Annotated in this window: 7 protein-coding genes; 5 read left to right on the top strand and 2 right to left on the bottom strand. The window is 66.5% G+C overall.

Annotated features, from left to right (window positions below):
- Window positions 1-47: 47 nt before the first annotated feature.
- The 4 genes from F1D05_RS13235 to F1D05_RS38825 are packed head-to-tail and all read left to right on the top strand — an operon-like array spanning window position 48 to window position 2,174.
- Entirely contained in the window at window positions 48-875 is an 828-nt protein-coding gene (locus tag F1D05_RS13235; RefSeq protein ID WP_185447983.1) for an NAD(P)H-binding protein, read from the top strand.
- Window positions 872-1,276, top strand: coding sequence for a pyridoxamine 5'-phosphate oxidase family protein (locus F1D05_RS13230; RefSeq protein WP_246486657.1), 405 nt, complete (start codon window positions 872-874; stop codon window positions 1,274-1,276). Before F1D05_RS13235 ends, F1D05_RS13230 begins: the two co-directional genes overlap by 4 nt.
- The gene (locus tag F1D05_RS13225; protein WP_281388976.1) at window positions 1,273-1,980 is read left to right on the top strand and encodes a haloalkane dehalogenase; all 708 of its coding nucleotides are present in this window, start codon (window positions 1,273-1,275) and stop codon (window positions 1,978-1,980) included. The genes F1D05_RS13230 and F1D05_RS13225 overlap by 4 nt, the downstream gene beginning before the upstream one ends.
- Complete coding sequence (locus F1D05_RS38825; protein ID WP_206686197.1) at window positions 1,965-2,174, top strand: hypothetical protein; 210 nt, start codon at window positions 1,965-1,967, stop codon at window positions 2,172-2,174. The genes F1D05_RS13225 and F1D05_RS38825 overlap by 16 nt, the downstream gene beginning before the upstream one ends.
- A gap of 152 nt (window positions 2,175-2,326) precedes the next feature.
- Here the strand turns inward: F1D05_RS38825 and F1D05_RS13220 are convergent, their stop codons facing one another.
- Together F1D05_RS13220 and F1D05_RS13215 are read right to left on the bottom strand one after the other, a co-directional pair.
- Window positions 2,327-2,524 (bottom strand): hypothetical protein, encoded by a 198-nt coding sequence (locus tag F1D05_RS13220; RefSeq protein WP_206686196.1) that lies wholly within the window; start codon window positions 2,522-2,524, stop codon window positions 2,327-2,329.
- A gap of 229 nt (window positions 2,525-2,753) precedes the next feature.
- On the bottom strand, window positions 2,754-6,680 hold the full coding sequence (locus tag F1D05_RS13215; protein WP_185447982.1) for an RICIN domain-containing protein: 3,927 nt from the start codon (window positions 6,678-6,680) through the stop codon (window positions 2,754-2,756).
- A gap of 304 nt (window positions 6,681-6,984) precedes the next feature.
- Here F1D05_RS13215 and F1D05_RS13210 point away from each other — a divergent pair, with 304 nt between their 5' ends.
- The gene (locus F1D05_RS13210) at window positions 6,985-13,296 is read left to right on the top strand and encodes an RHS repeat domain-containing protein (RefSeq protein WP_185447981.1); all 6,312 of its coding nucleotides are present in this window, start codon (window positions 6,985-6,987) and stop codon (window positions 13,294-13,296) included.
- Window positions 13,297-13,301: the final 5 nt, after the last annotated feature.

Below are 13,301 nucleotides of genomic sequence, written 5' to 3'. Positions count from 1 at the left end.
CAGTAGCTTGGCCGAATCAGAAAACGAACTCGGATTCGGGAGCGAACATGATCGTGGTAACCGGAGCGACGGGAAACGTGGGACGACCGCTGGTGGAGGCACTGGTCACCGCGGGCGAAGAGGTGACAGCGGTCGCTCGACGGATCGCTGCCCAGGATGTGCCCGCAGGGGTGGCGTTTCAGCAGGCCGACCTGCTCGAGCCGGAGAACCTCAAACCTGCCCTCGACGAGGCTGAGGCGCTGTTCCTCCTGACCTCCGGCGACTTTATGGGGGCCGGCGGCAACCTCGGCGACGTCCTCGAAGTCGTGCGAGCCGCCGGCGTTCGGCGGGTCGTCTTGCTGTCCTCCCAGGGCGTCGCCACCGGGCGCCACCCCTCGAACCTCGAAGCCGCCGTCCAGCAGTCGAGTCTGGAATGGACGATGCTGCGGCCGGGTGGCTTTCACTCCAACACGCTCCAGTGGGCCGAAATGGTCCGTACGCGACGTATGGTTGCCGCGCCGTTCGGCGATGTCGCGATACCGGGCATCGATCCGGCCGACATCGCCGAAGTCGCCGCGGTCGCATTGCGCGACGCCCGTCACGTAGGCAATACCTACGCACTGACCGGGCCGGCGCCGATCTCGCCCCGGCAGCGGGCCGCGGCGATCGAAGCCGCGCTGGGCGAGCCAGTGCGGTTCGGCGAGCAGAGCCGCGAGGAGGCACGGGTCCAGATGCTGCGGTTCATGCCCGAGCCGGTCGCGGAAAGCACTCTCGACATCCTGGGCCTGCCGTCGGCCGAGGAGCAGCAGGTGAGCCCCGAGGTCGAGCAGATCCTGGGCCGCCAGGCCCGCACTTTCGCCGACTGGGCGGCGCGCAACATCGCGGCCTTCAAGTGACCTGCGCGAAGGCGAAGCCGTTGTTGGCTTCGGCCAAGGCTTTCCTGACCGAGGCCAACGTTGCCACGCTGACGACTGTGCGGCATGACGGCTCTCTTCACGTGGTGGTGGTGCGTTTCACCTGGGACGGCGACGCGGGGCTGGCAAGGGTGATGACCGTCGCAGCCTCGCGCAAGGCCAGGAATCTGACCGCAAACCCAGGTAGCCGCGCCGCACTTTGCCAGGTGGCGGGTTTTCGCTGGATCACAATCGAAGGCACGGCCACGGTGTCCGACGATCCCCGCCGAGTGGCCGAAGGGGTGCGCCGCTACACCAGGCGCTACCAGTCCCCGCCACCCAACCCGCCAGGGCGAGTCGTGATCGAGATCGCGATGGACCGCGTGCTGGGCCTCAATATCTGACGTTTCACTCAACGCGACAAAAGGAATTTCTCATGCCTACCAAGAATGTTCTCGACTCGACGATGTTCTATCGTGAGGACGGTACCGGGTCGCCGATCGTCTTCCTGCACGGCAATCCCACGTCGTCATACGGGTGGCGGCACATCATGTCGGCCGTCGGCGACCCAGGCAGACGACTGGCGCCGGACCTGATCGGCATGGGTGACTCAGGCAAGCCGGACATCGACTATACCTTCGACGATCACGCCCGTTATCTGGACGCCTGGTTCGACGCGCTAGGTCTCTACGACGTCGTACTGGTCGGCCATGACTGGGGCGGCGCGCTCGCCTTCGACTGGGCCGCACGCCATCCCGGCCGGGTGCGGGGCATCGCGTTCACCGAGACAATCGTCAAGCCGATGTCCTGGCAGGAATTCCCTGAGGCCGGCCGCGAACTGTTCCGGTCGATCAAGACCCCCGGAGTGGGCGAGACGATGATGTTGGACCAGAACGCGTTCATCGAGGCAATGCCCAGCATGGTAGCCCGGCTCACCGATGAGGACTTCGAAACCTACGCAAGCCGTATCCCACGCCGGCCAGCCGCAGGCCGCTGCTGCGCTGGGCACGATCGATGCCACTGGACGGCGAGCCGGCCGACGTCGTGGCCAGGGTCAACCGCTACGACGATTGGCTCGCGGCCAGTGCCGACGTGCCCAAGCTGTTGATCACCTTCCAGCCCCTCTTCGGCGCGATGATGGGCCCGGAGCTCATCGACTGGTGCGCCACCAACATCGCCGGTCTCGACATCGCCGCGCACGATCTTGCCTCCGGCCACCAAACCCCGGAAGACCAGCCCGAAGCGATCGCCACCGCCATCGTTTCCTGGCTGGACAAGCACGACCTGCGAGCAGCTGGGTGAGCGGGTCCTCGTGGCCGACGGAGCAGCGCGGACCAGTCGACTCGGGCACGGAACGGGTCAGGCTCCCCACCGTGCGCGTGACCAGGCGACGGCCAGCCCTGCGACGGCGCCCAGTGCGGCCACGGCCATGACCGCAGCCGTTGGACCCGCTCTCATTCCATAGGTGCACCTGCTTCGATGCGTGGGTGTCCGTGGGTGTCTCGAGTGGGGATGCCGCGTTCGCGCAGTTTGTTCAGCACGGTGGTGTGGTCGACACCCAGGTGTTGGCCGACTCGCGCCAGTGACCAGCCGAGGTTGTAGAGGTGGATGGCGTCGTCGACCTGCTCAGGCAAGAGGCCACGGCGGCGCATCGGCACGCCGTGCCGGTGGAGAATTCAGACCTGCCTCGATCGCCGCAGCGAGTCACAGCCGAACCCTTTGCCAGCCGCGGGGCGGATTGCGTATGCCGGGAACGCGACCGATCACCCACCACAGAACCCGGCGTTGCGCGCCTCCGGTTTTCGGACGCATCCGGGGCGAACCCCGTTAATGTCCGAAAGACCGGAGACCACGCCCTCCGATCCTTCGGACGCTATGGGGTTACTGGGGTTTGAAGGACCAGCGCTGGCCCTTTCCGCCGTGGTAGAACCAGGTGATCACCTCGGCGCCGGCGGTGGAGCTGCCTCCGGCGACGTCCAGTGAGAGGCCGGAGCTGACGGCGATCACGCTGTAGCTTCCGCCGGGGGTCGGCTCGATCCGCCACTTCTCGCACTCGGACGTGTTGTCCGTGAAGATGATCATGTTTGCTCTGGGCAACTTCGAGCAGCCGTTGATCTCGAGGGCCTGCTTGGTGTTGGTGTCGATGATCTTGTACATGTCGTCACCGAGACTGCGCAGTGTCCACTTCTGGCAGAGGCTGGTCGTCGACCACGTGCCCATCCGGACCGGGCTGCCGGCCGCGGTGACACACTTCGGTACCTCGAGAACCGTCGTCGTACCGCTGGCCGCGTCGACGCGGTACCGGGCGCTGCCGTTGACGCCGCCCAGCTGGGTGGCGTTGAACGTCGGCCGCAGAATCCACTGCTCGCTCGCCGACTGGCCGCAGGACGTCTGCTGGATCAGCGCACTGTCGTTCAGCGAGGCATCGGCCACGCCGAGACACTTTTCACTGTGCGCGAACCGCAACTGGACGACGGTCTCGTAGGCGCTGCCGTCGACGTAGCCGAACGTCACCTGCTCCCACGCCCGCGGCTCACCCAGCCCACCGCCACAGGCGGTCTGTACGACGTTCGCCTCGTCCTGTGAGCTGCCACCGGTCACGTTGAGGCACTTGATCGGTCCGGCGTCGACCGCGGTGTGCACCGGCCGGATGCTGTACTGGTCGGTCCCGGCGATCGGTATCAGTCGGAAGCGCTCGTTCAGCCTGTTCCCAATGCAGGCGTACTGGATCACCTTGGCGTTGTCGGCAACGCTGCTGGCGTCGACGTTCAGGCACTTACCGCTGTTCTTGTTGACCAGCTCGTACTGCCGGTGCTCGATGTCGAACTTCGGGCCGGTCACTGCCGCGACCGCACCTGACCAGGTCTTCGCCTTGTCGTCGAACGCAGTCCCGGTGGAGTGCAGGGTGTACACCTCGCGATCACCGTCTGCCGCGGCGTACAGCAGGCCGATGTCCTCGAGGTGGTCGCCGTCGTAGTCACCGCTGACCAGCGTTGTCTTGGCCAACTCCAGTCCGGTGACGTGCCGCCGCTCCGACTTGGTCAGCTGAGTGCCATCGGAGCTGAACACGACCAGGGTGCCGTCGGTCGGGGTGTTCTCGGTCAACGCGAGCACGTCGTCCCTGCCGTTGCCGTCCGGGTCGGCCACGGTGAACCGGCTCTTGTCCCAGCAGAACCCATCGACGCCGGAGTCGTAGATCGTGGTCGCCGCCGCGAACGCCGTACCGGTCGAGCGGTACATGTCCACCGCAGTGCGGCAGCCGGTCAGGTTGCGCACGCTCAGCAGGTCCGCCTTGCCGTCCTTGTCGATGTCGACGAGCAGCGGCGCACTGCGCGACCAGGTGTTCCCAGCCGCAGCCTGTGCCCAGGTGACCGGTACGGCGAAGTCATCGGCCGCTCGGTAGACCTGCGCCTGCCAGTTGTCGCCAGTGCCGGCGTTCTGGACGACGATGTCGTCCTTGCCGTCGCCGTCGACATCACCCGACACCACGCGGGCGGTGTTCAGTTGCCACGGGCTGGTCTCGGTACTCCAGGCCGCCGGCGGGTTCTGGTACTCGTTCCCGTCCGACGGCAGTTTGTACAACCACATCCGGCCACCGGCGCCGGAACGGAACACAGCCATGTCGGTCTTGCCGTCACCGTCGAAATCGCCCTGGACGGGTTTGACCTTGGCCAGCGAGAACCCGGTGCCTTCACCGGTGTCCCAGGCCATCGTGCCGGCGTAGAACGAGGACCCTGCCGAGACGATGTTCCAGATGCCGGTCCGGCCGAACCCGTGGTCCAGAACCGCAGTGATATCGGCCTTGCCGTCACCGTTGCTGTCGCCACGGACTGTCGGCGCTGTTCCGACAGGGGACTTCGCGGAGAGCTCCCACGCCTCCCGAATCGCACTGCTGTTTCCGGCCCGGTCAACAGCCCGGACATACAGCCGCAGGCTCGGTACGCCGGTGACTGGGTCGGGGTGCACCGTGATCGGGATCGTGGCGGTCCCGTCTGCTCCGGCCTTGACCCGGCTGCTCAGTGCGTCCGCCTGGAACCCGTACACGTACTCGTCGAGGTCCGTCTCACCAGCAGCCGGCTTGAACGTCACCTTGCCGGTCTTGCGCGCCTCGATCACCGGGTCGCCGGCGTTGGGGAAGTCTGTCGATTCGATCTTCGGTACGGCGGGTGCCGCCGTGTCGATGACGAAGTAGCAGGCCGGTGTGACCGGGCTGGTCGCGTTCGCGGCGTCCTTGGTGAAGGCGGTGTAGCTGTAGACGACACCGATGGTCAGCTTACCCACTGGGGTTTCCGGCCAGGCGAAGGCGGCACCGCTCACAGTCGGTCCGACCGCGCTCTCGTGCACGACCGTGCCGGCCGGGTCCTTGATCTGCAGGGTGGTGGTGACGTTGTCGCCGAGGTCCGGGTCGTCCGCGACCGAGGCCCACTGCGGTTGTGCAGTGAGCACCGGGATCGGGGCTGCCGCCGTACCGCAGGGTCGTGGCCGGGTCAGGTTGAGACCCTTCGGCATCTTCGGCGTGGTGTTGTATTTGATCGCGAGCGCCGCCGAGCTGGGGATGAACTTCTTCCAGTGGAACTGTGCTTCCTGGCTGGTGCCCTCGTTCGGTGAACGGAGGCCGAGCGACAGGGTCGGCTTCCGGGCGTTGGCCACGGCCTGAACCATCGTCCGCAACGGACTTGCGGCATCAGGGACGCCGAACTCCATCGGGAAGGTCTTCTCCTCCGGCCACGCCGCACCGCTGCGAGTGTCCAGCAGGGTCTTCCAGTACGTCGCGTTGGTGGTGCCCCAGTTCAGGTTCTTGTTCGCGGTGTCGAGATCCGGCAGTTGCCAAAGCTGCACCGGCTTCGCCGTACCCGACGAGCTCCAGTCCAGCGTGATCCGGAACTGCGCGCTCAGGATCGTGCTGCCGGCGATCGCCTGTGCGCCGCTGACGGTCCGCATCAGGAACATCGACCGGTACACGTTGGCCGGTTCTCCCCACCGCGGTCCGACCTTGGCGCCGCCGGCGTCCCGGTCGTAGGTCCAGCCGTCGACCGAGGTGGAGTCCTTGTTCACGTGCAGCCAGTTGATCGACGTACCGGAGATCGACGGGTCGATGTACAGCGGGAACTTCGCGGCCGGGTCGGTCAGCAGTTTGCGGTCCGGCGTGAGGACGAAGTGGCCGGGCTCCTGCCGGATGCCGAGCTTCGCCGACCGGGGTTTGACGTCACTCGACGCGTCCCACATCGTCGGCCGATCGGCTGTGTACACAAGCTTTCCGGTCCGATCGGTCGCCCGAGTCGAACCATCCGGCTGGACGCGCAAGGTGATGCCCTCGGCGCTGACCGGAAAGCGCAGCGTGGCCAGTGCCGGGTTCGCCGCAGCGGCCCGGTCGTGGACCACGAGCAGTTCGGAGAACCGATCCACCTCAGCCGTGATCTGCAGGTCGACCCCAGGCAGCACCGACGGGTACGTCGCGATGTTCCCGCTCAGCACGGGCTTCGGCAGCACGCCCGGCCAGCCGAGGCGAATCCGGGCGCCGGGAGCACCGATCGACACCAGGTCCTGGTTGCCGCCACCGGACAGGACGAGTGGCGAGACCGTGGCCACTGGTCGAACCAGGCCGTCCGCCTCCAGCTTGAGCGTCGGGTCGGGGTCGACCCAGTCGCGGCCCTTGTGGACCCGCACCGGCTGACTGTGCTGCTCCATCGTCTTGGTGCCGTCAGGGTTGGCGAACACCTGACCGGTCTCGGTGCGGTGTTCGGCCTGTTCGACCCGTTGGCCGGTCCGCAGCGCTGTTGCCATCGCCCGGGCTTCCGGTGATGCCACGTTCGGATCCATGACAGGCGGAGCCGCAACCGGTGCAGCTTGGGCAGGCGCACCAGCACCGGCCGGACCAGCCACCAGTACTGCAGCCAACGCCATCAGGACCACACTCAAGGACAAGCGTCGCCGACGCATCCCCCCACCACCCTCACGTCAGAGTTCTCCGCCGGACGAAGAAGACAATGACATGTTTCGGACGGTTTCCGGCCCCGGGAGACTGGCCGGTTCCGGAAGTTGTCCACTTCTTACCTGGTGACGATGAGTGCGCAGGCCGCAAGGTGTGGGCGTCTACCTTGGAGGCCCGCCCATGTCCTCTCGACGGTTCCGTTCGAACCGCGCTGCCACGTTCACGGCCATCGCCGCTGGACTGGCTGTCTCGCTGGTCCTGTCCACCCAGCAACAAGGTCTTACCGCCGCGGCCGCAGCCCGGCCTGACCCTGCGTTCAACTCCACCCAGTACAAGTCCGTCGACGGCCGCACTGCCAAGGCCGATCCCCGCCCGGCGGCCAAGACCGCTGCGCGTGAGTTCCACGGATCGCCGGCCGTGCAGTGGCCGACGGCCGGTTCCGCCGAGGTCGCCGTACCGGCGCCCGCCGCCGACGGCACGTGGCAGCTGGCCCTCAACGGGGGCCGCGTCACCCAGCAAGCCAAGGCCGGTCAGCTGCCGGTCTGGATCGCACCGACCGCTGCGACCGCCCGCGAAGTACTCGCGAAAGGCGTTGCAACCAACGCACCTGCGAAGGTCAAGGTCGAGCTGCTCGGCAGGCGCGGTGACGCGCTCGAGCTGAAGCTCAGCCGGGCCGACGGCTCGGCGAAGTCCGGCCAGGTCGCTGTCGGTGTCGACTATCGCGAGTTCCGCGACACGTTCGGCGGCGACTGGGCCACCCGGCTGCGGTTCACCGTTCAGCGCGACGGCAAGACGGTCGTGCTGCCGAGCCGCAACAACGGTTCCGGTCAGGTGACTGCCGACGTACCGGTCGCAGCGCAGGCGCAGACCGTCATGGTCGCGGCCGGCGACTCGAGCGGTGCGGGTGACTACAAGAAGTCCTCGTCCGGCGACGGCAGTTCGACCTGGAGTGTCGGTGGCTCGTCCGGTGACTTCGAGTGGCAGATGCCGTTCGACACGCCGCCGTCGACCGGTGGTCCGGAGCCGACGATCGGCCTGAACTACTCGTCCGGCGCGCTGGACGGGTTGTCGTCGGCGACCAACAACCAGACCTCGCAGATCGGCCAGGGGTTCACGACCAGCGGCGGCGGCAAGGTCGAGCGCCGGTACCGGAGCTGCTCGAAGGACCTCAACGGCAACAACGGCACCCGCAAGACCGGTGACCTCTGCTTCGCCGGTGACAGCATCAACATCTCGGTCAACGGCAAGTCCGGCGACCTGGTCCTGGCCAAGAAGGACGCCAGTGGCGAGGTCTGGCGGATGCGCGGCGACGACGGCGCGATCATCGAGCGGCTCAGTGGCGCGACGAACGGCGACGACGGCGTGGCCGCCGCCGACAAGGGCGAGTACTGGCGGATGACGTCGTCCGACGGGACGAAGTACTACTTCGGCCTGAACCGGCTGCCCGGATGGGCCACCGGCAAGGACGAGACCAAGTCCGCCTTCACAGTGCCCGTCTTCGGCAACAACAGCGGTGAGCAGTGCAACAAGACCGCGTTCGCGGACTCGTGGTGCCAGCAGGCGTACGAGTGGAACCTCGACTACGTGGTCGACTCCAGCGGCAACACGATGAGCCTGTTCTACAACACCGAGGTCGACCGGTACGCCCGGAACCTCACGAAGGCCTCGGTCAGCACGTACGTGCGCGCCGGTAACCCCAAGCGGATCGAGTACGGCCAGACCGACGGCCAGGTGTTCGCGCAGAAGCCGGTCGGCCAGATCCTGTTCACGACGGCCGAGCGCTGTACGCCGTTGCCCTGCGGACCGACCCAGAAGACGACGTACCCGGACACTCCGTGGGACCTGACCTGCGCGAGCACCACCAACTGCGAGAACCACTTCACCCCGACGTTCTGGACCCAGCTCCGGCTCGACAAGGTGTCCACGCAGGTCTGGCGTGCTGCGAGCAACAAGCACGAGGATGTGCAGTCGTGGTCACTGCGGCAGGAGTACCTGCGCGGTGACAACAGCAGTCCGGCCCTGTGGCTGAAGGAGATCAGCCCGACCGGTCTGGTCGGCACGCCTGTCCAGATGCCTTCGACCAGCTTCGACGGTGTCCCGCTGGCGAACCGGGTCGACACCGGCAGCGACACCGTTCCGCCGCTGGAGTGGTTCCGGATCAACGCCGTCCACGGTGGGACCGGTGGCGACGTCTCGGTGAACTACAGCGCCATCGACTGTCTGCCGACGGGTCTGCCGGCGCCGGACAACAACGACCGCCGCTGCCGTCCGCAGAAGTGGTCCTTGCTGGACGACTCACCGGATCGCACGGACTGGTTCCACAAGTACGTCGTCACCTCTGTGCAGGAGACCGATCGGACGGTCGCGGCCAACGACCCGTGGCAGGCGCCAATTCCGGTCGTCACGAGTGTCGAGTACCTCGACAAGCCGGCCTGGCGCTTCGCGGAGCAGGATGCCGGCACCGACCTGAAGGAGTCCACCTGGTCGGAGTGGCGCGGTTTCGGGCGCGTGAAGGTGATCAAGGGCCGTGCGGACGAGCCGCAGTCGGTCAACGAGACCCTGTACTTCCGCGGTCTCGACGGTGACCGGACCGCCGCCGGCGGTGCCAAGGACGTCAAGATCACCGACTCCACCGGCACCGCAGTGGACGACGTCAACGAGTACGCCGGTCAGGCGCGCGAGCAGATGACCTACAACGGCGCCACCGTGATCAACAAGAGCATCGCCGACTACTACATGTCTGCACCGACCGCGACCATGACGCGGCCGTGGGGCACCCTGACCTCGCGGTATTCGGGGCAGAAGCAACTCACGCAGTACCAGCCGACCGACACCGGCACACTCAAGCTCGATACCCAGAACAGCTACGACGCGGGTGGCCGGCTGAGCAGCAAGGACGAGGCCGGCGACCTCACCGACACCACCGACGACAGTTGCACGCGCTACAGCTACGTCGAGAACCCGGCGAAGAACCTGCGCGAGCTGCCGGCCCGGTTGCAGCAGGTCGCGAAGCGGTGCGACCAGCCGTTCACGAATACCGACGTACTGACCGACGAGCGGCTGTTCTACGACGACGCGACCTCGGTGACCGCCGTTCCGGTCAAGGGACAGATCACCCGCGCCGAGCGGCTCGCCGGCTTCGACACTGCGGGTCAGCCGAAGTACGAGCTGGTCTACACGGCCAAGTACGACACCCAGGGCCGCCAGACCGAGTCCGTGGATGCGGTGAACCGGCCCACCCGCAGGACGTACGACCCGACGTACGGGCCGATCACGAAGATCACCGAGACCGCAGCGAACGGCCAGCAGGTCATCAAGGAGCTCGAACCGGCGTTCGGCACCGAGACCGCCCTGCAGATGCCGGACGGCCGGCGCGGGGTCCGTCAGCTCGACGCGGTCGGCCGGGTCAGCAAGACCTGGGACTCCGGGCACGCGACCAGCGGTCCGGCCGACATGGAGTTCGAGTACAAGCTGCGCGACGACGGTCCGTCGATGGTGACCACCAAGCGCCGGGTCAAGAGCGGCGTCTACGACATCTCCTACGACCTGTACGACGGTCTGGGCCGGATCCGGCAGACGCACGAGCAGTCCCCGCGCGGTGGCTGGCTGGTGACCGACAACCGGTACGACTCGCGGGGTCTCGAGACCAAGGTCAACGGTCCGTACTACACCGCGACCCTGGCCGAGGGCGAGCTGAAGGTCGTCGACGAGGCCACGCTGCCGAAGCAGGAGCTGACCGTCTGGGACGCGGCCGAGCGGCCGAAGAGCCAGACGTTCCGCTCGATGGGCGTGCAGAAGTGGTCGATCGAGCACGACATCAGCACCAACAAGCAGACCATCGATCCGCCCACCGGCCAGACGCCGACCACCCGGATCATGGATGCCGACGGCAACCTCACCGAACTGCGCCAGTACCGCGGCGACAGCGCGACCGGTGACTACGACAGCACCAAGTACACCTACTGGCCGAGCGGCGGCCTGAAGAGTGTCACCGACCCGGCCGGCAGTGTCTGGAGCTACAAGTACGACACCCAGGGCCGCAAGATCGAGGAGAACGACCCGGACAAGGGGATCAGCAAGTACGAGTACGACGCTGCCGATCAACTGGTGTCGACCACGGACTCTCGTGGGGTCAAGCTGTACAACAGCTACGACAGCAACGGGCGGAAGACCGCAACGCGACTGAACGGTCCGGACGGGCCGCTGCAGAGCGAGTGGAAGTATGACTCGCTCGCAGCCGGGCGGGCGACGTCCTCCACCCGGTACGTCACCAAGGACGGCAAGACCGAGGCCTACACGTCTGCGATCACCGGGTACGACGTCTCCGGCCGGGCGACCGGGACCACGCTCACTCTGCCTGCCTCCGAAGGGAAGCTGGCCGGTAGCTACACGGTCGGCCAGACCTACACCGACGACGGCAAGGTGGCCACCCGGTCGCTTCCGGCTGCCGGTGGTCTCGGGGCGGAGACGCTGACGCTGGGGTACAACAACCAGGGTCTGCCGACGTCGCTGGCCGGTCAGGACACGTACGTCCGGCAGCTCTCGTACACGCCGTTCGAGGATGCCGACATACTGACGCTGGGAACGGCGTCGGGTCCGTTCGTGCAGCAGAAGTTCGAGTACGACCAGATCACCCGTCGGGTCAGTCGAGTCGTGGTGGACAAGGAGCTCTCGCCCAAGCGGGTCTCCGACACCCGGTACGAGTACGACCCGGGCGGCAACATCAAGAAGGCCACCGACATCGCCCCGGCGGAGTCGGGCGAGGCCACTGACACCCAGTGCTTCGACTACGACTACCTGAGCCGGCTGACCAAGGCCTGGACTCCGAAGCCGGCTGCGGACAACACGGGTGGCGACTGCGCAGGTGCACAGGACCTAGGCGGACCTGCGCCGTACGCACAGGAGTGGACGTTCGACAAGTCGGGCAACCGCAAGTCGGAGAAGACGACCACACCGGCCGGGACCACGACGAGCACGTACGAATACGGCAGCGCGAAACCGCATGCGCTGACCGGCGTCACCAGCACCGGCCCGGCCGGTACGAAGACGAAGACCTTCGGCTACGACGAGGTCGGCAACACCACCCGGCGGACTGCCAACGGGGTGGACGAGGTCCTCGAGTGGGACGCGTCGAACCAGCTCCTCGGTACGACGAAGGGCGCCGCCTCGACCAGTGCGGTCTACGACGCGGACGGCGGCCGGCTGATTCGCCGGGACGCCTCCGGAACCACGCTGTACGTCGGTGAGACCGAGCTGCACCTCGACAAGGCCGGTCAGACTGTGACCGGTAACCGTTACTACGGGTTCGGGGACCGGGTGGTCGCTGCACGGTCCGAGGGCAAGCTGAGCTGGCTTCTCGGCGACCTGCAAGGGACGCCGCTGACCGCGATCGACTCGGTCACGCAGGTCGTGCAGAAGCGCCGGGTGATGCCGTACGGCGAGACCCGTGGTACGGCGCCGACGGACTGGCCGGGGCAGCGCGACTTCCACGGCGGGACCAGTGATCCGGACACCGGGCTCGTCCAGTTGGGCGCACGGCAGTACGACAAGAGCATCGGGCGCTTCATCTCGGTCGACTCACTCATCGACATGTCCGACCAGCGGCAGATGAACGGGTACGCCTACGCGAACCACAACCCGGTCAGCTACAACGACTCCAACGGCAACTTCGTCGTCGTGGTCGCCGTACCGGTGATCGTCGTGGTGCTGATCGTCGTCCTGCTGCTCGTGGCGATGCTGCAGGCCTACCAGCAGCCGGTCACGACGATCAGCTGGGAGGAGAAGATCCAGAACATCTGGGACGTCCTGAAATGGGCGTGGCACTCGGTGGTCAAGCTGGTCAAGGTGGTCACGACCGTGATCGTCACCCTCTGGCGACTGATCACGGTGGTCGTGATGAGCATCGTCGCGAAGACAGTGGTGATCTACCACACGATCATCAAACACTTTGCGGACAAGAAGAAACCCCGGAACAATCAGAAGGCCCAACGTAACGACGGCAAGAGCAACAGCCGGGGTAACCAGAACCGGGGTAACCAGAACCGGGGTAACCAGCCCAAGAGCAAGGCCCAGGAAGGCAATCCGGGCAAGGGCCAGCAGCCACGGCAGCAGCCACGGCAGCAGCAGCCGCGCAAGCCGAAGGGTCCGCAGCAGCAGGAACGGGTCCTCGGCCGGGAGCCTAGACCGGACGAGCCCATCTACCGCGGCGCGAAAGATGGTGTCGATCCCAAGGCGCTGGAAAAGAACCATTACAAGCTCGACGAGAACGGGATGGTCAAGCCGACCCACGGGATGTCGGTCGACAGCAACTTCGCGAAGCTGGACGGCGGCGGCTGGAACCCCCGGCTGATCGACCGCTCGTCGATCCATCCGGACCTCATGATCCGGCAGACTGGTAAAAGCGCCAGCCACTTCGAGATCATGCCCAGAGAAGCCGGCAAGCTGACCGAGGAAGCCTTCCACGGACTTCTCGACAAGATGAAGTTTCTGTAGCTGAG

The organism is Kribbella qitaiheensis (assembly GCF_014217565.1).
Classification (GTDB): Bacteria; Actinomycetota; Actinomycetes; order Propionibacteriales; family Kribbellaceae; genus Kribbella; species Kribbella qitaiheensis_A.
This window is presented reverse-complemented; position numbering and strand designations above follow the sequence as displayed.